Here is a 21,840-nt window from a genome sequence, read left to right on the forward strand (position 1 = left end):
TTACATTCGACAAATTCCGAGCTTTTCCGGGTCGTCACAGTGACGACCCGACGTTTGAAGCACCAACGTGACGCCAGCTACCAATGTGCGAAATATCTTCTCCTTCTGCATTTCCTTCACAAATGAACCCCGAAACTTCAGAACCATCCTCCAGCAATACTTTTCCGATTCCCAACGGAGATGGAATCAGCGTCGCAAAGGATCCTAACTTAGCTAACGGCATTTCCCAGATTTCCAGTTGAATAGAAGCACCGCGCTCCTGCCGGATTAACCCTGGCTTAGGCGGGTCGGATGGCAGTTTAATCATTTTATACACAGGAGCTGTTTTTGCTTCCCGGACAAACACCGCTCCGTGTTCAAGCATCTGCTTTTCTAATGGAAACCCGCGCATATGAAGCCCGCATACCGCTATCAAGGTCGTTTCCGCTTCCCCCTTCGGACGGCGTCCATTCAAAAACAAATCAGCCAAGCCGGTAATATAATGCTCATTATCACTGCTTGAGAACAGCGTTATCCCAAATGGCAAGTCCTCACCAGCATCCTCTCCCGGCACCGCTAAAGCACAAAGATCAAGCAAATTACAGTGATTCGTATAAAGCCCCATATCACTATTGGTTTTTATCGGATTCTCCCTTACTTCATCGCGCGTCCATGTCCCGCCGGAAGTCGGCATAATCAGTACGGCATTTTTCAACTGCCCATGAGCTTTTTGCTTAAAAGCCTGCAGCTGATGCATCGCTTTAAAAACAGATGCAGCATCATATTCCGAATTAGCACCAGAACGCAGCACCTTTTCGGTTACAGGAAATGCCACGTTTTCATTCGCTGTAATAAACTCTCCCAAACTAGCCCATCGTTCAGCAACCCATGGTCCATCATAAAGAGTAGCTGCCGCCTCAGATAAATAGCTTCCCTTTATATACTCAATCGGAATTCCGAGTTTTTCCACGCGTTCAACAGCCGCTTCCCATGCCCTCTTATACTGTTCAGCAAAGGGACCAAAGAAAGTAAGAGGTTCTTTTACTAAAAGAATCTTCTCCGGCAATGCATCGCCCCTACGCTTCACTTTTTTCGACCAAGGATCTTTAGCATCAAATCCCCGTACCACTTCATCAACCAGCATGGCATCACCCAAACCATTAACGAAAACCGTCACACAGTCCAAGCTCGCACATGCCGGCACAACCCCTTTCACCGGCCATGCTCCTAAACTTGGTTTGTAACCAACAAGGCGATTTAGTGCAGCAGGCACACGTCCGGACCCGGCGGTATCTGTACCAAGCGCAAAAGCCACTAATCCGCGGGCGACGGAGACCGCTGAGCCGGAGCTCGACCCGCCGCTTATTAATTCAGGATTCAAAGCATTTCTCGCCTCACCATAAGGACTACGCGTTCCAACCAAGCCTGTAGCAAATTGATCTAAATTTGCTTTGCCTACCGGAATCGCTCCAGCATCGATCAAACGCTTAACGACCGTCGCATGTTCATCCGGAGTATAAGCGTATTCAGCACAGCCTGCCGTTGTCGGGACTCCTGCAAGATCAATATTGTCTTTAATCGCGAACGGAATGCCCCATAGCGGCTTCTGCCCTGGATCCATCTCCCGCAAATCCTCTAAATAAGGCTGAATCAACTCCATCGTCGGCGGCGTAATCCATATATTGAAATCCTTATCCTCTTCAGCACGCTTCACAATCTCCTCAACCACATCTACCGGGGTCCATTCACCAGATTCATATTTTTCCTTCAGCTCAGCTATGGACAACGTTTGTGGCAGATTCAACACCTTCATCATAAACACCTCTCTTTTCCTTCGTCATCGAAACAATCAATTGCCCTGCATGCACTTCCTCCCCTGGTGCTACATGAACGGAGTGAACATATCCATCGAACGGCGCAACCTGCGGGAATTCCATCTTCATACTTTCTTCTATTATAAGTGTATCGCCTTTCTTCACTTCATCACCCTGTGCCACCAGGACCTTCCAGACACTTCCAGGCAGTGTACAGCGGACCGCTTCAGCACCTTCTGAAAGTTCTTCCTCCACCGGTTCTGCCGCTTCATGCTCAGAAATATATTCATCAAGCCCCAACTCACGCCATCTTTCCCTCTCAGCATCAAAGGCTGTTTGCTGTGTCTTTTTAAAAGCATCCGCACTATCTTTAATAGAATCTAAGAAAGCAAGATAGTTTTTCAGTTTAAACGTTGTTTCCTCAATCTCAATGTCAAATTCTCCTCGTAAAAATTGCTCACGCATCTCAAGAAGTTCATCTGCTTCTACCGGATAAAATTGAATTTGGTCAAAGAAACGAAGGAGCCATGGTTTACCATCTTTAAAACTCCTTGTTTCACGCAGTTTGTTCCACATTTGCACCGTCCGGCCGACAAATTGGTACCCTCCAGGTCCTTCCATCCCATACACACACATATAAGCTCCGCCAATCCCAACGGCATTTTCAGGGGTCCATGTTCGAGCCGGATTGTATTTCGTCGTGACGAGGCGGTGGCGCGGATCAACCGGCGTTGCGACTGGTGCACCAAGATAGACATCTCCGAGACCAAGAACCAAGTAATTCGCATCAAAAACGACCTTTTTTACCTCTTCAATTTCCTTCAACCCATTCACACGGCGAATAAATTCTAAATTACTCGGGCACCATGGCGCATCCGGGCGGACATTTTTTTGATAGCGATCAATCGCCAGCTGTGTTGCCGGGTCATCCCAGGAAAGCGGCAGACGCACAATCCTCGAAGCTACTTCCATTTCTTCAAGCGGCGGCAAGCTCCGATCAAGCTCCTCAATAATTTCACAAAGCGTCACCACCGACATTTTTCCAGCATCAATATGAACCTGCAAGGAACGAATTCCTGGCGTCATATCGATGACCGGAATTCCTCCATGCGCTTCGATCGCTTCCATCAGCGCATGCACTTGGAAACGAAGCAATAAGTTCAGCTCCATTTCACCGTATTCGATCAAAATATTCTCATCCCCATCCGCCCGAATCGTCATTGGGAAACGGCTGTCCGTACGCTGAACGAGGATCGGATAATCAGGCGAGAACGGTTTTGTTTCTGCCGGTAAACTAGGTAGTTCTTTTTCAAAATACCCCTCACCAATTCCCTCTAAAAATTCTTCCTGTGCTTGACGCAGCTCATTCGCCTCTTCCAGCGTTAACAGCTGAAAACGAATTTTATCTCCAGCATGAAGCTGGCCTATTTTCCAAAATTCCGCTGAAGCCGTCGTGACTGGGCAGACAAAGCCGCCAAGACTTGGACCATCCGGGCCGAGCAAAATGGGCATATCTCCCGTTAAATCCAGCGTTCCAACCGCATAAGCATTATCATGAATATTAGAAGGATGCAGACCAGCTTCTCCTCCATCTTCACGCGCCCAATGAGGGGCCGGACCAATCAAGCGGACCCCCGTTCTCGAGGAGTTAAAATGAACTTCCCAACTATTCTCTGTTAGACTATCAAGATAATCGGGCAGTAAATACTCCTCTGTGCAGTGCGGACCAGGAATCACTCCTATCGTCCATTCTCTCGCGTGTTTAGGTTGCTGGATCTCCGGAAGCTCTACTTCAACAGCCTCACTTCCCTTGTTAACTCGGAGTACATCTCCCGTCCGAAGCGCACGGCCGCCATGTCCGCCAAAGCCGCCAAGCGTAAAGGTCGACGCACTTCCTAGATATTGCGGCATATCCAGTCCGCCAGCCACCAGTAAATAAGTGCGCATTCCCTTCGCAGCTTCGCCAAAGGATAAAACTTGCCCAGTTTTCACACGGACCACTTTATACATCGGTACTTCGATATCATCCAATTTCGCTTCCATGTCAGCGCCGGTTAAACAAATGGACATCTCCCCACGGAATTTATAAGATCCGCCGCGAAGTGTTAATTCCAGACCTGCAGCGCTGTTCTCATTTCCTAACAACTTGTTTCCAATGCGGAACGCGAACGGATCCATCGGCCCACAAGGCGGCACCCCAACATCCCAATGACCAACACGGCCCGGATAATCCTGAACAGTCGTTTGTATACCGCCATCAAGCACTTCAATCGCATTTTCAGCTGGCGCGAAGTCCTTCAGCATTTGCGTATGCACATGGCCTGACTGGAAACTTTCTTCTTTTAAAAGAGATTCCAAATATTGCAGATTGGTCGTTACGCCATAAACCCTAGTCTCTTCAAGCGCCTCACGTAATTTCGCGATCGCCTCTTCCCTTGTCTCAGCGTGAACAATGATTTTTGCCAGCATCGGATCATAGAAAGATGTCACATTGATTTTATCTCGCACCCATGTTTCCACCCGTGCTTTTTTCGAAAAATGAACTTGGTCAAGCTGCCCGCCGCTTGGCTGAAAGTTGTTTAAGCAGTCCTCCGCATAAATTCGCGTTTGGATGCTATGGCCTTTCGGAGCAGAATACAAGGAATCAAGCCCACGCAATTCTCCCGCCGCTTCCTTTACCATCCATTCCACTAAATCGATGCCAAGCACTTCCTCCGTCACCCCATGCTCTACCTGCAGGCGCGTGTTCACTTCAAGGAAATAAAATTTTTCAGCTTCAGGATCATATAAATACTCAACGGTCCCCGCGCTTCGATAACCGACTTCCTGCGCTAAACGTTTTGCCGCATTGAGCATATCCTCTCTAACAGAAGCCGAAAGGAGCGGAGCCGGACTTTCTTCGACTACTTTCTGATTACGGCGCTGTGCCGAACAGTCGCGTTCTCCAAGGGCAGCAACTTCACCAAATTCATTCCCAAAGATTTGAACCTCTACATGGCGTGCTTTTTCGATGTATTTTTCTAAAAAAACACCGCCATTGTTAAAATTCGTCGCAGCCAGTCGGCAAACCGAATCATAGGCTTCACGTAATGCCTCTTCATCTTGACAAATCCGCATTCCGATTCCGCCGCCTCCAGCTGTACTTTTTAACATAATCGGATAACCAATGTTATCTGCTTCTTTTACAGCCTTTTCCAAATCATGAATAAGCGGAGTCCCCGGCAAAAGCGGCACATTCGCTTTGACCGCCATTTCACGCGCTGAATGCTTTAACCCAAATAATTCAATTTGCTCCGGAGCCGGACCGATAAACGCGATGCCGTTTTCCCGGCAGGCACGGGCAAAGCCCGCATTTTCACTTAGAAACCCATAACCAGGATGAATCGCTTCCGCCCCTGTTTCCAAGGCCGTTTTTAAAATAAGCTCAGCATTTAAATAACTATCCTTCGCTGCCCCTTCACCAATCAGGATTGCTTCATCCGCTAACTCAACATGAACGCTATCTTGATCAGCTTTCGTATAAACCGCAACAGATTGGATCTCCATTTTTCGCAATGTTCTTATTATTCTACTGGCAATGGCACCGCGATTTGCAATCAGTACTTTTTTAAACATAGTCTCACTCCTTATTTATCCCAGATTAATAGCTGAATCGGTGTTGGATTATAGGCATTGCACGGGTTGTTAAGCTGCGGGCAGTTGCTGATTAATACGGTTGTTCTGCTAATCGCCTGCATTTCTACATATTTTCCTGGCGCAGAAACGCCATCATCAAATTTCAGTCCGCCATCTGGGGTCACAGGGACATTCATGAAAAAGTTCACATTTGGTGCGAGGTCTCTTTTCGTAAAACCTACTCCATGCTTGGCGAGCTGCAGCATATAAGTGTCGCGGCAATTATGCATCGGCAGCGTATCGTGTGAATACCGGACCGTGTTACTTTGTGCAGAGCAGGAACCTCCAATCGTATCATGCCGTCCGCATGTATCAGCAATAATTTTCACTAATTCTTTGCCAGATTCTGAGACAAGGACCGATCCTGTTGATAGATAAATATTTTGCTGGCGGCCGATGGTGTTCACTGCACTGTAGTGGTCAGCTGGATCATCACCGCTGTAAAAGAGTGTGTCTGCCGCTTGATTTCCTGCCAAATCAACGATTCGAAACACTTGGCCCGGTTCCAAAGTATGCAGCCAGCCATCCCCAGCCAGTAAGGTTTTATTATAGATTGCATCTTCTACTGTACGTTCACTTTCAACATAATTTAAAACCGCCATTATTGATTTCCTCCTTTAGTAAGGTTTACGTATTCCCATGTATTTTCAAAAGCACGGCGGTTTTCGCCGCGATGATTCAGGCAAGCGTCATCTTCTTTCACAGGTTCTGCATCTTTTACTTCAATTTCAATGGGTACCGATGAGTAAACTCTGCTTGTGTCAAGCGGGTTGGGTGTGTTGGATACTACGAGGAGAACATCCATTTCTGTTCGGAGTGTGACGGTATCTCCCTTTTTTGAGTGTCCTTGGACAAAATGCATGTTTCCATCTTCATCGCAATACACCTTGGAAAACAAATTGACTACTGGTGACAAGTCACTTGATGTTAAGTTATTTCGAAAAAGCTCAACAAGAAGATTTTCTTCTCCGCTTCGATACCATTCATTTCGCTGTTCTTGGTACGTGGTTTTTCCATATTTCTGATCGATCTGCTTTCGAGTGCTGTAGCCAGTGATCGTATCATGCCAACCAAGCGAGTCCGCTGTGATACTCGCCAGCACACGGCCGTTGTCACTCATCAGCACATTTCCTTTTGTTAAAAATGCTGTATATTGAGCCTTTAATGTATCCGGCATATTATATCGCTCAGCTGTATCATCTGCGTTATAAAGAAGGATCGACACATTCGCACCCTCTTCTAGTGCAGTAAATTTAATTTCCTTCCCTCTGCTAATGCGGGTTGACCATTTGCCGCCTGCCGGAATTGTTTTCTTTACCATTGTAGAAACAGTTTGCATATTGTTTTGCCTCCTTTTTTTGATAAAAAAAGATAAAAGCCCGAGAGATGGTTAGTCTCCCAGGCTTTTATCCTTCCGTGTATACAGCTTTGATGCTGTACGCTCTCTCTCGGACCAGACTTTAAAGGCGGGGGAGCCTTTAAACGGAACCCTAGAGAGCTTTTTTGTTTTCACACTTTGAGAAAACCTTTATTAAATTCTAAATATTAGGTGTATTTTTATTATAATTCACTTATGTTATAAAATCAACCATTAAATGTTACTTTATCTAACATAACTTTTTTCATTCGAATCCGACTGTGCAGCAAACCTCTCTTTCACTTGTTCCCACTTCGTCTTTATAAAAAGATATACAAAGCCTAAGAGAATCCATCCGATGCCCAGTTTGAGTGTAGTTGGATCAAGTAAAGTTAACAACCATCCAATAAAACCGGCTCCAATTAGCGGAAAGATCAGATATAAGAACGTTTCTTTAGGAGACCTCTTTTTCTCCTTGATATAAAAATGCGCGATCACAGACAAGTTAACGAATACAAACGCGGTTAATGCCCCGAAGCTTACGAATAAAACTGCAGTATCGAGATTGATCACAACTGCCGAAAGCGAAATAACAGCAACAAAGATAATATTCGCGGCAGGTGTATTGAATTTTGGATGCAGCGATGTAAATAATTTTTTTGGTAAAATTGACTCACGCCCTAATGCGTAAAGGAATCGGCTCACACTTGTCATCGAGGATAACCCTTGAGTAAAGGTTGCTACTATTAATACCATGATAAACAAGGAACTCAGCAGGTTACCTCCAACAAGCTGCACTAGGCTATACGCGGCATTATCCGAGTTAGCAAAAGTAAAATTAGGATAGGCTATTTGCGTCAAATACGAAATCGAAATATACATCGTTGCCGCAATAAAGATAATATAGAAAATCGCCTTCGGAATGGTTTTTTGAGCATCAACCGTCTCCTCTGCCATGGTTGTCACCGCATCAAACCCAAGGAAGCAAAAGCAAATCAGTGCAGCACCTGAAAAAATAACTCCCATTGATGCATTGTCACCAAAGAATGGAGCTAGCGAAAACATGGAGCTCACCCCGGTATCGCCGGTTATGATATCTTTCGCAACGAGGATACAGAAAAGAATGATAAACCCAATCTGAAAAAGAACCGAAACGCCGCTGATACGAGCAGCTGACTTTATTCCAAGGATGTTAACGACAGCGAGGATGACATTCATGATGATGATCCAAACATAGATCGGAATTGCAGGAAACTCAGTGTGCATGAAAATACCAAAGGTGAGAATCGCGATGATCGGAGAGAAGATATAATCGATCAGAAGTGCCCAACCAACGAGAAATCCCACTTTAGGATTGATGGAATTCTTCGTGTATGTGTATGCAGAACCCGCGATGGGATAAGCTTTTACCATCCGACTGTAACTATAGGCTGTAAAGAAGATAGCTAGAAACGCCGCTATATAGGCGGCTGCCATTTTTCCATTCGCCGCATCAAACGCAACACCGTATACGGTAAAATAAATCATCGGCGTCATCCAGGCGAGTCCCATAAATACAACTTGAGGCGTTTTAAGTGTTTTAACTAGACCTGTTTTTTCTTTCATCTTCATTCATCCTTTTCAAATAAATTCAAAAAGGAAAAAAGCCCGAGAAATTTTTTGTGTAAAAAATTCTCCCGGGCTTTTTTCCCTCCGTGTATACAGCTATCGCTGTACGCTCTCTCTCGGACCAGACCTTAAAGGAGGGGGAAACCTTCAAACGGAACCCTAGAGAGCAATTTTTATTAAACTACCAAAACTATTTATTGAATTGATTACTTGAAGTATAAAACAGGAAAAATAGGGTTTCTAGTTTATTGTTAGATTTTCTTACATAAAAGGTTAATATTAGTAACATATTCCTATAAATGACTTATTTATCAAGAAATGCAAAACAAAATATCTCAAGTAGTAATAACCCGTAAATATAGGAGGGGAATCCTTCAGCCCGTAGACTTGTCCTGAATATTTATAGGTATTTATTTGAACAATAATAAAGTATCAATTTAGCTCCCGCTAAAAATTTCGTTTGGAAATAAGGTGTTTAATAGATGGCAATTCTCAACATCGACGGAATCAGTCTTTATCATAATGTTAAAGGGCAGGGAACTCCTCTTGTTCTAATTCATCCAATCGTACTCACCTCTTTTAATTTCAAATACCAAGTAGAGGAATTATCCTCCTTTTTTCAAGTGATTACGTTTGATATAAGAGGACATGGAAAGAGTTCAGTTTCAAACGAACTGATCACCTTCCCATTGATCGTCGAAGATATCAAAAAGCTATTGAACCATCTTGGACTCGAAAAAGCATTTATAGGCGGCTATTCGACCGGAGGCTCAATTGTACTAGAATTATTGCGAACCTCTCCTGAGAAAGCTTTAGGAGGTATCATCATCGGCGGTTATTCAGAGGTAAACGATCTTTACTTAAAGCAAAAAATTTCCCTCGGGATCAAACTTGCAGGGGTCGGTGCAATTCCGGTACTCGCTTGGTCTATGTCAAAAACCAATTCAGATACGAAAGAGATGTTTAAGGAATCAGTCAAAGAAGCACGTAAAGGCAATGCCAAAAACATCGAACAATACTTCCGTTATAGTCTGAATTATAATTGCACAAATCAATTAAGCCAGGTCCATCATCCGGTCCTGCTAGTCTATGGAGAGAAAGATAAGCCTTTTCATCATTACGCCAAAATGTTAAATGAAAAATTACCGCAAAACGAACTACTATTTATCGAAACCGTAAACCACCGGATTCCTACAAAAGCCGCTGGTAAGCTGAATAGAGTTATTAGAGATTTCATTGAACAACATACATAAGTTTCAGGTTACGAGCTGAAGCCCCCACAAACAGAAAAACCTGCAGAGCCTTAAGCTCTACAGGTCCTTCGACAATTTTCGAGTTTTACCGGGTGGTCACTGTGACAATCGCGAAAGGAACAGCACAAAATGTTCTCGAGTGATTTGGTCTTCAGGCATAAACGTCCCGTCAGCGTAACCTGACGTGATTCCATTGGATGCAAGGATCTTTACGTAATCGTAAGCCCAATGTGTTTTCGGTACGTCAATAAATCGCCTGTCATATCCCTCTTTTAATGTTAAACCATAAGTTTTAACCATGATTTTTGCAAACTGGGCTCTTGTTAGCGTTCCATTTGGATCTACGTATCCTTTATTTCCGCTAATCATTCCCTCATCAAATGCAGTTGCTATTTCTTCGTATCCATACTCGCCAGGGCTGATATCAATAAAAAACGGATCCGGACGGTTGGATGTATCCAGATTCATCTCACGGATCAGAATGGTGATTGCCTGCAGCCTTGTAATGGGTTCTTTCGGTCTGAATGTACCGTCTGGGTATCCATTAATAATCCCCAATTCTACTAACTGATAAATTTCATCCTCATACAGGATAATATCAGTGAATTTTGGGGGATCCTCAATTTCTGTCTCGTTTTCCTTCGCAAATGTTTGTGATGAAAAAGGGACAAGTAATGAAATAGTTAACAGGATCAGAAAGCATTTCATCATTACCTTTCTTTTACAGCACACCTGCATTCCCCCCGAAATACATAATTGGTAATTTGAGCGCCCATACAACTGCCTAGGACTGCCATCTAAACACCCTAATATCCATTTAACAGCTTTCATAAATTCCTTGTCTTAGTGGTTTCTAACCTTCATTCCATATATACTGTATAACTTTTAATATATGTACCTATCCTCACCTATTGAAACTAATGACTCAAAATATACCTAACAACTTTATCCATCGACAAAATCCGACCTCCTTCGGGTGGTCCCTGTGACCAAAATGAGGTAGTATTGAAGATATACTACTCTTTAAGGAGAATATAATGATTAAGGAATGGAACCTTTTACGTGTGGTTGCTTGCTTGAGTATTGTGTTGCTTCATAGTACGACGCAGACAGCCGCTGTTGTAGGACTACCCGAAATTGAAAATTATGATTTATATCGTATTCTATTAGTTTATGCCACTCCTACGTTCATCGTACTGTCGATGGTTATTTTATCTAATCGTTACCCTGATCGATTACCAGATAACTTCTGGATGAGCCGCTTCCAGTTTATCCTTTTCCCTTACCTAGCTTTCGGAATCATCGATGGTTTGGTAGGTAAGTATTTTAATCCTAATTTAAGTCTTTCTCATAGAATTATAGACAATATCTTTACCGGTTCGTTTGTAGGCTGGTTTATAATCGTGATTTTTCAATTTTACGCGCTGCACTATCTGGTCACGCGTTTTAAGCTATCAATGACTTGGATGTTTCCGGTAAGTCTCGCCGTGATGATTTGGTACCTAACCCTAATAAACGGGGAGTATACCCTTCACCCTGATTATGATCATGTGCTTAAATTACCGTTTCTCGCCTGGTTTGGTTACTTTACCGCTGCCTTCATCATTGGGAAACATTATAAAGTGATTGCAGAAAAATTATATAAACATAGGTGGGTAACCCTGCTATATGTGGGACTTTCCGTATATATTCTTTACTTGAGCTATATGCAAGGAAACACAGCGATCCATTCACGGAGAATCGATATTATTCCATTAGTGCTTTCGATTTCCACCGCTGTTCTGGCATGGGGACAAGCGATTCCAAAATTTAAGATTATTACTCTTTTAAACAATTATGCCTTTGGCATATACCTGGTGCACTGGCCCGTTCAGCGATTTCTAGCTCCATATACCGCTGCGTACTTCCAGCAAACCAGCACAAGAGTTCTTGCTCTGTTTTTCGTAACTTTAATCATCACCGTTATGATCATTAAACTCATCTCCATGCTGCCGCTGGGTCAGTTTATTGTAGGGAAAGTTAAGAAAAACAGCGCTGTGGACAGAAGAATGCGCAGCATAGAACAAAGCGCATAGGAAATCAATCCGAAATAAACCCACTCTATTAAAGAGTGGGTTTTCTATTCGACAGATTTCGAGCAGTTTCGAGTGGTCACAGTGACCAATTCAACCGATTCAAGTTCACTTTTCCGCTTTTGCTTGAGCCACCGCTGTTGTGTATTGTTTCGCTAGTTGTGTTAGTTTATCCCATTGCTGGTTTTGGATATAGTCTTTATTGAGCAGTGAGCCGCCTACTCCTACGGCTGCTACGCCGGCTTGGATGAAGTCGCCGATGTTATGGAGATCAATTCCCCCAGTAGTCATCATTTGGATGTGGCCGAGTGGTCCTCTTACATCTTTAATAAATTTTGGGCCTAGAACGGAGGAGGGAAAGACCTTCACGGCATCCGCACCCCATTCATGTGCCTGCAAGATTTCGGTTGGAGTGAACGCACCTGGAATGACAATCTTCCCATGGCGTTTTGCAGCTCTAATCGTTTCTTCCTTTAAGGTAGGAGCTACGATAAATTCTGCTCCGGCACTAATCGCTGCTACAGTAGATTCTGCATCCAGTACAGTCCCTGCGCCAATGATTGCCTCAGAGCCAAACTTCTTTTTCGCTTCAGTTATCGTCTGAAAAGGGTTCGGAGAATCCAATGTTAATTCAATTCCGATGACTCCCCCTTCGATAAGGGCTTCAATGACATTCAGTACCTTGTCCTCATCGACCCGGCGGACAACAGCAACTACTCCTGTATCAAAAAGTCTATTTAATATACTCATAACAATCTCCTTATGAAGGGTCCTTGAACATAAAGGACCCTTTTATCTTTTCAACCTACTCTAGTACAATAATCGCCTTGTTTGTATTGAAATTCTTAGATTCGAAGTATTCTGGCGTCTTGTCAAACTCAATTTCTCGTGTAATATAGGCAGCCGTGTTAACCTGTCCAGCCTTGATAGCCTGAATGACATTCTCAAAATCCTCTAATGTCGCATTTCGGCTTCCCATTAGCGTTAATTCCTTTGAATGGAAATCTGGGTCATTGAACGTGATGGTATCTTTAACAAGGCCAACATAGACAAGCTTCCCGCCATGGCTCACATAATCAAAAGCACTCGTCATGGAAGCCTTATTCCCAGTGGCATCAAGGACAACGGATGGCAGACGGCCATTGTTCAATTTCTTAAGCTCCTCTAATGCTCCTTCGCCAGCTTTCACCGTAGCATCCGCTTCCACCCAATCCTTGCTAAAAGCTAGTCTCTCATCGCTAATATCCATCATAATCGTTTTCGCACCCTGAAGCTTAGCAAAGCGTGCCGCACCAAGACCAATTGGACCTGCCCCAATAACAAGAACAGTCTCGCCTTCTTTTACGTCCGCTCTTCTCACCCCATGGGCTCCGATGCTTAAAGGCTCGATCATCGCTGCATCATTCAGAGATAACTGATTTACCTTTAACACATGGCTTTCCGGCATGATCAAGTACTCTCTCATTCCGCCATCAATATGTACTCCCGTTACCTTCATATTGGTACAGCAATTCGTCTTCCCATTTTCACAAGCAATACACTCACCACAATGCATATAAGGAATCATCGCAACAAGGTCACCTGCTGCTACCTTTTGAACATTCCCGCCAACCTGCTCGACCACGCCGGACAATTCATGCCCAAGTACCCGTGGATATTCGAAAAATGGCTGATTTCCTCCATACGCATGAATATCCGTACCGCAAATCCCAATTCTTTTAATCGCAATCAATACTTCATGGTCCTGTATGGAGGTTGGTTTTTCCTGATCTATGATTTCCATTCTGCCTGGTTCTTGACAAATGATTGTTCGCAATGTCTACATCCCCTTCTTATTTGCCCTAAATTTGTTCTAAAGCTGTTCTCATCCCTTTTTCCCTAATCAACATCACATCATCAGCAATCTCTTCTGCTAAACTAGTAAGATTGTAAAGCTGCTTGTCTTCCACGATATCCTCAAGGATCATTTCGCTTATTAGCTTCACAGTTTGTTCTCTTTGGCCATTGTACTCGCCCCAGAATGCCCTAAACTTTTCAATGACCTCTTTGCCATCACGAATTTCATAACTTCCGCCAAGTCCCTGTCCAAAAGACTTCTCTCCATCTTCTTCTTCCATTCGATAGAAGTTCAACAGAGCAGCAAGGCTGAACACTAGTCTCTTTGGATAAACTCCGTGAGTTTGATAAAACTTGAGCAAACTTGGAAGTACCCTTGTTTGGAACTTCGCATAGCTGTTTAAGCTGATATCCAGCAGCTTGTGATGCAAATAAGGATTGAGGAAGCGATCATAGACATCCTTGATATACTGAGCAGACTTCGCTTTTTCCTTTTCTCCCAGCACTTCAGCGATTTCCACCGTTAATGCCTCATTGATAAAGGAATAGATAAGAGAATCCTCAATTCCTTCCCTTACCGTCTCAATGCCGCTTAATACTCCAACCGCAGCCAGCATCGTATGTGGAGCATTCAGGAACTTCACCTTCAGCTCACGATAAGAATCAATATGGTCAAAATGGACGTTTAATCCTGCCTTTTTAAAAGGAAGCTTTTCCTCAATAAACTCCGGTCCTTCAATGACAAACAAATGATAAGGCTCAGCTACTGTAAGCAGCACATCCTGATAGCCAAGACGTTCCTCAAATTGCGCAGCCTCTTCATGCGGAAAACCTGTTACAATTCGGTCGACGAGAGTGTTGCAGAAAACGCATGACTCTTCCACCCAATTCCAAAAGCTTTCTGGCAGTTCCCAGTACTCTGCTAATCTCTTACAAATCCCTTTTAAGACTTCCCCATTTTTTTCAACAAGTTCGCATGGAAGAATGATCCAACCTTTCGTCACATCGCCCTTATAAAACTCAAAACGATGGTAAAGGAGAGAGACTAATTTACCCGGAAAAGACAATGGAGATGAATCTTCAGCAAAATCCTCCTCCAGATATTGCAGTCCCGCTTCCGTTGTATTGGAAAAGACAAACTCGATTTCGGCCGACTCTGAAACTTTTAATGCGTCAGCCCAGTCTGAATAAGGGTTTATTCCACGACGGATAGAATCAATCACTTCAATCGTTTCAACAGGTTCTCCATTTTCAATGCCTCTTAATACCGTTGTATAGAGACCATCCTGACGATTCAGCTTGGGAACGACCTTCCCTCTAGGGGTAGGCTGGATCGCTACGACACTCCCTTGAAAATGACCAGCTTTATTCATTTCAAAAATCATCCAGTCAATAAAGCCTCTTAGGAAATTCCCTTCCCCAATCTGAAGCACTCGTTCTGGGTATTGTGAGGAAGGAAGTGGTTTTTCTAAACCTTTCAGCACCTCATGATTAAGTGTTAACATAAAGCTCCTCCTACATCGTTACTCCGTCTTTGAATATAGCAATCTCTTTAAATCCGAAAATTTCATTATTCGTTTCCTTATTACCTGAAGCAACATCCACTAAATAAGAGAAAAACTCTTCAACTAATTCGCCCATCGGTACATTTTCCACGAGCTTGCCCGCATTAAAATCAATCCAGTTCTTTTTTCTCTCTGCCAAAGCCGTATTGGTTGAAATCTTCACCGTTGGAGTCGGCCCCCCGAATGGAGTTCCTCTCCCCGTTGTAAAGAGGACGATTTGACAACCTGAAGCTGCTAAAGCCGTTACAGATACAAGATCATTCCCAGGACCCTGCAGCAGACTTAATCCTTTTTTCTCAACCCGTCCTCCGTATGGAAGAATGTCGTTCACTGGAGCAAATCCGCCTTTTTGCACACATCCCAGCGATTTCTCCTCCAAAGTCGTGATACCGCCTTTTTTGTTGCCTGGAGAAGGATTTTCATAAACAGGCTGTTCGTATTTGATAAAATAGTGCTTAAAGTCATTAATTAAATGAACAATCTCGTTAAAAGTCTTTTCATCCTTGGCGCGGTTCATCAAAATCGTTTCAGCACCGAACATCTCAGGAACCTCTGTTAATACGGTCGATCCGCCATAACCAATTAATTTATCGGAAAAAGCCCCAACTAGCGGGTTAGCAGTTATACCAGATAAACCATCTGATCCGCCGCATTTTAACCCAATCTTCAGTTCAGAAACCGGCACATCCTCTCTTGTAAAACCGTTCGCATATTGTACCAGCTCGTCAATCAGTTCAAGGCCCTCTTCCATTTCATCGTCCACCATCTGAACACTCAAAAACTTCACGCGGTCAGGGTTGTAATCTCCAATCGCTTCTTTAAATAAATCAATATAGTTATTTTCACAGCCAAGCCCAAGTACAAGAACTCCACCTGCATTTGGATGATGCACTAAGTTTCCAAGAATTTTTTGCGTGTAAGTTAAATCATCCCCGAGTTGTGAGCAGCCATATGGATGGGCAAAATGCTGAACACCATCAACATTCTCTGCCTGCAGTGTTTTATTTGCCATTTTCACGAGATTCTCTGCTGTTTTATTAATACAGCCAACGGTGTTAATGATCCATATTTCATTGCGGACCCCAACACTGCCATTTTCACGACGGTAACCCTTAAAGGTTGGTAATGAGTCTCCCTCCTGGATAGCAAATTCTGCATCATTTGGAGTGAAGGTATAATCTAATTCCCCTTTTAAATTGGTCTTCACATTATGGCTATGAACAAATGCGCCCACTTCTATATTTTCTGTCGCATGACCGATCGGGAAGCCGTACTTAATAATATCTGTTCCTTCTTTAATTGGCTGGATGGCCACTTTATGTCCGCTTGAAATATCCTCTAGAAGAGTGATACTGTTTCCGTCCACATGAAGTTGATCGCCTTTCTTCATGTCCTGCAGGCAAACCATTACGTTATCCTCAGGATGAATTTTAATTACTTGACTTTGTTCAGTCATTGGAGATGGAACCTCCCTCTATTTATTTTTGCACTGCCTAATCCATATAAAAAGCCTGCAAGGTACTTTCTGCACCCATTAAGGCTGCAGGTCCTGCACCTCACAGGCTGTCAAATCTTAATTCATATTGCACCGGGTTCCTTTTAATAAAGCGACGTTGGCAGCCACATTGAAATTGCAGGGATAAATGCAATTAATAATGCCGCCACAATAAGAAGCAATAGGAATGGCCAGCTTTCCTTGACAAATTCTTCTACCTTTGTGCCTGTAATCGCACAGGTTGTAAACATTAACGTTCCTAAAGGAGGCGTTAATGTACCAATACTTAAGCAGATGATGAAAAAGATACCAAAATGAACAGGATCAATTCCATATGCCCCAAGCATTGGGATGAATAGCGGAGTCAGAATGATAATCAAAACATTTCCTTCCACAAACATACCTGATACTAAAAGGAAGATCATGACAATCAGGAAGAACATGATGCTGGATTCCACATTTCCAACCATAAGCTCTGTCGCCTTTTGCGGAACCTGTTCAAGGGTTAATACCCACCCAAATGCAGATCCTGCTGCAATAATGATGAGAACAGAAGCCGACGTATGAGCCGTTTCTAATAAAGCATTTATTAACTGCTTGAATGTCATCTCTCTGTAAACAACTAAACCTAAAATTAATGCATATAATACGGCAATGGCACCCGCTTCTGTTGCACTAAAGATACCAAAGCGAATTCCTCCGATTATGATAAGCGGCAGGAGAAGTGCTAGTAGAGCATCCTTCAGGCTTGAGAAAAATTCCTTTGCCGTTACCTTCTTTTTCTTTTCCGTTTCCAGATTGTGTTTTTTCGCATAGAAATGCACGTAAATCATAAAAATCACACAGAGGGCAGCCCCCGGTAAAATTCCTGCCATAAACAGCTGACCAATGGAGATATTCCCTACATACCCGTACATAATTAAAGCAATGCCCGGTGGAATAATTGGTGTGATCAAAGCAGTTGCTGCTGTTAATACAGTTGAGAAAGATTTCGTATATCCTGCCTTCACCATTTCTGGAACTAGGATTTTGGATTGCATAGCTGCATCCGCGATATTAGACCCGCTGAGTCCACCCATTAATGTACTAAGAACCACATTGATTTGCGCCAATGCCCCTGGAAGCGGGCGGGTAATTACCTCAGCAAAACGAAGCATTCTTGTGGTAATCCCCGTATAGTTCATTAGAATTCCAGCTGTCATAAAGAATACAATGGCCAGAAGCGGAACCGATTCAACCCCACCAATTAATCTTTGAACGAGAATCTCCATAGAGAAGCTGTCTGTAAAAAAGAAATATACAGCCGTACTGGCGATTAACCCGAAGCCAATCGGAACATTGATTAAAAATAACACTAGAAGGACGATTAACATGAGAGTTAAGGCCATATTATGCTCTCTCCTTTTTATCTGAGTCTTTTTGGAAAGAACGAATCAAATTAATAGTAAAGTGAATGGCTGTTAACAGTCCCCCTAATGGCACAGCGAAATCAATATACTGATAGCTAATTCCTAGTACAGGGGTAATCTTACTTCCAGCCTGTGCAGTAAACTGCCAGCCCAAGTAAATAAATACGTAGATTAGTACAAAATACATGGCTGCCGCACCAATTAGTGTTAGGACCAATTGCAATGGTCTTGGCATCTTTTGGATGAAATAATCGACACCAATGTGACCGCCCCGCTTCATTGCCGAGCTGATCCCGATAAAGACCAGCCAGACAAAAAGCCCAAGTGAAACTTCCTCTGCCCATCCAATTGGGCTGTTTAAAACAAATCGACATATTACATTAACAATCGTTAACCCTGAAATTGCCGCCAGGGCAACAACTGAAAGTGCATCATCTATTGGATCTAGCCATTTTTTTAGCATTATTCGTTCCTCCTGATATAACCAAACTTCGGTCCAGGTCTATATTAGCGGTTTGCTAACAACTCTTGTACAGTTTCATATAAGTTTGGAGACCAGTTAGGGAATCCTGTATACACTTCTTTTGCTGCCTCTTTAAATGGCGCAAGGTCTACTTCGTGAACTTCAATGCCTTCTTCTTTAAATTGTGCTAATACTTCTTCTGCTTCTTTCTCTGTTACTTCGCGTCCGAACTCACCAGCTTCAATTCCTGTTTCTACTAAAATTTCATACAAATCAGCTGGAATGGTTTCTACGAAACTAGTTCCTGCAATCCACGGGCTGATGATTTTTGTATGTTCAGTTAAAGTTAAATGCTTAGCAACTTCCTGTGTCTTTGTACCATTTAATACTGGAAGTGGATTTTCAGCTCCATCCACTAGTCCTTGCTGTAATGAAGTGTATAGATCTGCCAATGGCATTGGAGTTGGTGTTGCACCTAGTGATTCAAACGTTTTAATGTACATTTGGTTATTAGGAACACGAATTTTCATGCCTTTAAGATCATCAATTGAAGTTACTGGTTCAGTCGTCATTAGGTGACGTGCACCATAAACCGTATTTGTGTTAACGATTTCAATTCCTTCAGCCTTTAATTTTTCAACAAGTTCTTTTTGCCAATCCGTTGTTGTTAAGTAAAGTAAGTCATCAAAGCTTTCTGTTAAATAAGGTGCTGTGTAAATTCCTGCATCTGGAACATAATCCATTAAGAAATCATAACCCGTAAAGATAATCACGTTATTACCCATGATCGCTTGTTCTACTACGTCTTTTTCCGATCCAAGCTGTGAACTTGGGTATAGCTTTAATTCTAGCTTTCCACCACTTTTTTCTTCCGCTAGCTCTTTCCATTTTTTCGCTTGCTGGTCAAGTGGTTCTCCCGGCTGATTACCATATGCTACGTTAATTGAAATCTTCTTATCTGAATCTTTGCTCTCCGTTGAATCGCTTGAAGCTTCCTCGCCTGATCCGCATGCTGTTAAAGCAACAAGAAATAGAGCAGCTACAAGAAACATCATTGGTTTTTTGAAAAATTTCTTCATTTCATTTACCCCTTTTCATTTGATAAATTTTTTATTAGGAACCCTTTTAGAAAAACTTTCTATCGCGTAACCGCTTTCTTTTTACCTAAAAAAATGTCCATATCCTCTTTATATGGGAGCCCTTCATTATCGCCTGCAACTCCAATGACATGGGCAGCAACTCCATTCGCAAAACTCAAGGACTCTTCCAGCGGCCAATTTTGTATCAAGCTGTAGAGATAACCTGAAGCAAATGCATCTCCTGCTCCTACAACATCGACTACCTGTATCCCATCCATAACCGGAGCATACACAGATTCTTCCTTTCGAAAGCCCATTGCTCCTCTTTCTCCCTGTTTTAAGACAAAGTGGTCAATCCCTAATTGCTGAAGAGCCAGCTTCACTTCATCAGGGTCAGAGGTACCAAAGAGAATTTCAGCTTCTTCCTCACCTGTGATAAGCACATCTACATAAGGCAGGAAGGAATGTAAAGTTTCCCTTGCCTTTTCGGCACTCCATAACTTTAACCGGATATTCGGATCAAGTGTCACCAGTACCTGATGTTTCTTGGCTAACTTAACCAACTGAAGAATAATAGAAGCATTCGATTCAGCAATAGCAGGAAAAACACCTGTAATATGTAATATTTTTGCCTGCCTTATATACTCTTCGTTCATTTCATCATTCTTGAAGGTAATGGTCGGTGACGAATGACGGTAATAATATGAATTAATAGAATCACCGTTCAGTTTTTCTTTAAAATAGATTGAAGTGGGATGACCCTCGACTAACTGAACCTCACTCACATCAATTCCTTCGCCTCTTGCAAAATTGTAAATATAGCGCCCGAATTCATCTTTTCCTAATCGGCTGATCCACCCGGACTGAAGGCCTAACCGCGAGCATCCAATCGCAACGTTAAGTTCGGCTCCTCCAACCTTTCGATCGAAGCTATTCACAAATCTTAGCGGGCCGTTTTGTGCTGGTTCAAAAGCTACTAATGCATCACCAATCGTAATAATATCCACTTTTACACCTCTATTCGCGCTGAAACGTTATGTTGATTCCCTAATAATTAGACTTGCTGGGTAACGAATTAAGTCAGAGTTGACTTCTTTCCCTGTTTTAATTTGTTTTAAAAGTATCTCTGTGGCGTGCTTACCCATTTGATATGCAGGCTGTGAGATGGTGGTAAGTCTGGGCTGATAGATTTCTGAAAAGGAAACTTCATCCATACTTATAACCGCGAGATCATCTGGAATCTGCATGCCCTTTCTTTTAACAAAATGCAGCACCTCAAGAAAGGCTAAATCACTTCCTGCTAGTAATGCCTGCGGCGGCTCAGGCTGGCTGAACATATTTGTAAGTGCATCTTGCATATCGCTTATATCCACACTTGCAATATAGTCATCCCTTAATGGCAAACCTCTTTTTACTAACGCCTTTTTGTACCCTTCAATTCTCTCCACCCTGGGAGTAATTTTCTCAGCAATGGAAGTAGTCAGTATTCCAATCCTTGTATACCCTCTTTTAAAAAAGTGGTCTACGGCAATCTCTGAAGCGTTTTCATTTTCTAGTAAAATAGAAGCCGTTTCAATTCCTTCTACTCGCCGGTCAACAAATACGAGAGGGACGTTCTCCTCTTTCAATTGTTGATAGAGTTCGAAATTAGAGCCAATCGGAAATAGAATTAACCCATCAACCTGCTTTGCCCGAAGCATTTCAATATACTTCTGTTCCTTTTCTGGGTTATCGTCTGCATTGCAAATGATAACGCTGACATTTGAATCATTACTAACATCCTCTACAGCACGAATCACCTGTGTTGAAAATGCGTGCAAAATATTAGCAACAATGACTCCAATTGTTGAGGTTTTCTTCTGTTTCAGACTTCTTGCAATAACGTTAGGGTGGTAACCAAGCTCCTCAATAGCTTCTTCAATCCGAGTCTTTGTTTCGGCACTCATATATTCATAGCGATTATTGATATACTGAGATACCGTACTCTTCGAAACCTTTGCCTTCTTGGCCACATCAGCCATCGTAACAGTCTTCAATTCCTATTCGCCCCAAACTTTTCCTTCTTCTAAACCGGTTTAGTAAATCGGTTTAGTAAACCGGTTTAGTTAGATTATATTAAATTCGTAAAATTTAGGCAAGCATAATTTTTAAAAATTTAAGAATAATAGAATGTTTTGTTAAACAAAACACAGCTATTCATTTAATAAGACTTGATATCTTTCCATTATTGCGTTC

General features: G+C 42.7%; 17 protein-coding genes and 2 riboswitches. Of the genes, 2 read left to right on the plus strand and 15 right to left on the minus strand.

Annotated elements, in window-relative coordinates:
- Nucleotides 1-34: 34 nt before the first annotated feature.
- The 5 genes from atzF to CZ487_RS24350 form a co-directional block, all read right to left on the minus strand.
- Nucleotides 35-1,792 (minus strand): allophanate hydrolase, encoded by a 1,758-nt coding sequence (gene atzF / locus CZ487_RS24330; RefSeq protein WP_077215453.1) that lies wholly within the window; start codon nt 1,790-1,792, stop codon nt 35-37.
- A complete protein-coding gene (gene uca, locus CZ487_RS24335; RefSeq protein ID WP_077214948.1) occupies nt 1,752-5,408 on the minus strand; it encodes an urea carboxylase in 3,657 nt (1,218 codons plus the stop codon). Before uca ends, atzF begins: the two co-directional genes overlap by 41 nt.
- A gap of 11 nt (nt 5,409-5,419) precedes the next feature.
- Nucleotides 5,420-6,070 (minus strand): urea amidolyase associated protein UAAP2, encoded by a 651-nt coding sequence (locus CZ487_RS24340; RefSeq protein WP_077214949.1) that lies wholly within the window; start codon nt 6,068-6,070, stop codon nt 5,420-5,422.
- Nucleotides 6,070-6,807 carry an urea amidolyase associated protein UAAP1 gene (locus tag CZ487_RS24345; protein ID WP_077214950.1) on the minus strand — a complete coding sequence of 246 codons (738 nt, stop codon included), beginning with the start codon at nt 6,805-6,807 and terminating at the stop codon, nt 6,070-6,072. Before CZ487_RS24345 ends, CZ487_RS24340 begins: the two co-directional genes overlap by 1 nt.
- 54 nt (nt 6,808-6,861) lie before the next feature.
- A riboswitch (guanidine-I (ykkC/yxkD leader) is annotated at nt 6,862-6,973 on the minus strand.
- 98 nt (nt 6,974-7,071) lie between these two features.
- Nucleotides 7,072-8,430, minus strand: coding sequence for an APC family permease (locus tag CZ487_RS24350; protein WP_077214951.1), 1,359 nt, complete (start codon nt 8,428-8,430; stop codon nt 7,072-7,074).
- A gap of 66 nt (nt 8,431-8,496) precedes the next feature.
- Nucleotides 8,497-8,607, minus strand: a riboswitch (guanidine-I (ykkC/yxkD leader).
- A 308-nt stretch (nt 8,608-8,915) separates the two neighbouring features.
- Here CZ487_RS24350 and CZ487_RS24355 point away from each other — a divergent pair.
- A complete protein-coding gene (locus tag CZ487_RS24355) occupies nt 8,916-9,686 on the plus strand; it encodes an alpha/beta fold hydrolase (RefSeq protein WP_077214952.1) in 771 nt (256 codons plus the stop codon).
- 96 nt (nt 9,687-9,782) lie between these two features.
- On the opposite strand, the gene CZ487_RS24360 is transcribed toward CZ487_RS24355, so the two are convergent.
- Nucleotides 9,783-10,418: an S-layer homology domain-containing protein gene (locus CZ487_RS24360; RefSeq protein WP_077214953.1), complete on the minus strand. Its 636-nt coding sequence runs from the start codon at nt 10,416-10,418 to the stop codon at nt 9,783-9,785.
- Between the two features lie 305 nt (nt 10,419-10,723).
- Between CZ487_RS24360 and CZ487_RS24365 the strand changes: the two genes are divergently transcribed.
- Nucleotides 10,724-11,761 (plus strand): acyltransferase family protein, encoded by a 1,038-nt coding sequence (locus CZ487_RS24365; RefSeq protein WP_077214954.1) that lies wholly within the window; start codon nt 10,724-10,726, stop codon nt 11,759-11,761.
- 105 nt (nt 11,762-11,866) lie between these two features.
- Here CZ487_RS24365 and CZ487_RS24370 read toward each other — a convergent pair whose 3' ends face one another.
- The 9 genes from CZ487_RS24370 to CZ487_RS24410 all read right to left on the minus strand — a co-directional run bounded on the left by CZ487_RS24370 (nt 11,867) and on the right by CZ487_RS24410 (nt 21,641).
- Nucleotides 11,867-12,508 (minus strand): bifunctional 4-hydroxy-2-oxoglutarate aldolase/2-dehydro-3-deoxy-phosphogluconate aldolase, encoded by a 642-nt coding sequence (locus CZ487_RS24370; protein ID WP_077214955.1) that lies wholly within the window; start codon nt 12,506-12,508, stop codon nt 11,867-11,869.
- Between the two features lie 55 nt (nt 12,509-12,563).
- On the minus strand, nt 12,564-13,574 hold the full coding sequence (locus CZ487_RS24375) for a zinc-binding alcohol dehydrogenase family protein (protein ID WP_077214956.1): 1,011 nt from the start codon (nt 13,572-13,574) through the stop codon (nt 12,564-12,566).
- Between the two features lie 25 nt (nt 13,575-13,599).
- A complete protein-coding gene (locus CZ487_RS24380; protein ID WP_077214957.1) occupies nt 13,600-15,099 on the minus strand; it encodes a tagaturonate reductase in 1,500 nt (499 codons plus the stop codon).
- Between the two features lie 10 nt (nt 15,100-15,109).
- Nucleotides 15,110-16,615 (minus strand): UxaA family hydrolase, encoded by a 1,506-nt coding sequence (locus CZ487_RS24385; RefSeq protein WP_077214958.1) that lies wholly within the window; start codon nt 16,613-16,615, stop codon nt 15,110-15,112.
- A 143-nt stretch (nt 16,616-16,758) separates the two neighbouring features.
- Nucleotides 16,759-18,042, minus strand: a complete 1,284-nt coding sequence (locus CZ487_RS24390) for a TRAP transporter large permease (protein WP_077214959.1) — start codon at nt 18,040-18,042, stop codon at nt 16,759-16,761.
- 1 nt (nt 18,043) lies between these two features.
- Entirely contained in the window at nt 18,044-18,526 is a 483-nt protein-coding gene (locus tag CZ487_RS24395) for a TRAP transporter small permease (RefSeq protein WP_077214960.1), read from the minus strand.
- A gap of 44 nt (nt 18,527-18,570) precedes the next feature.
- Nucleotides 18,571-19,605: a C4-dicarboxylate TRAP transporter substrate-binding protein gene (locus CZ487_RS24400; RefSeq protein ID WP_077214961.1), complete on the minus strand. Its 1,035-nt coding sequence runs from the start codon at nt 19,603-19,605 to the stop codon at nt 18,571-18,573.
- 59 nt (nt 19,606-19,664) lie between these two features.
- Nucleotides 19,665-20,612, minus strand: a complete 948-nt coding sequence (locus tag CZ487_RS24405; RefSeq protein ID WP_077214962.1) for a sugar kinase — start codon at nt 20,610-20,612, stop codon at nt 19,665-19,667.
- Between the two features lie 27 nt (nt 20,613-20,639).
- The gene (locus CZ487_RS24410) at nt 20,640-21,641 is read right to left on the minus strand and encodes a LacI family DNA-binding transcriptional regulator (RefSeq protein ID WP_077214963.1); all 1,002 of its coding nucleotides are present in this window, start codon (nt 21,639-21,641) and stop codon (nt 20,640-20,642) included.
- Nucleotides 21,642-21,840: the final 199 nt, after the last annotated feature.

This window comes from Robertmurraya dakarensis, from assembly GCF_900156875.1.
Classification (GTDB): Bacteria; Bacillota; Bacilli; order Bacillales; family Cytobacillaceae; genus Robertmurraya; species Robertmurraya dakarensis.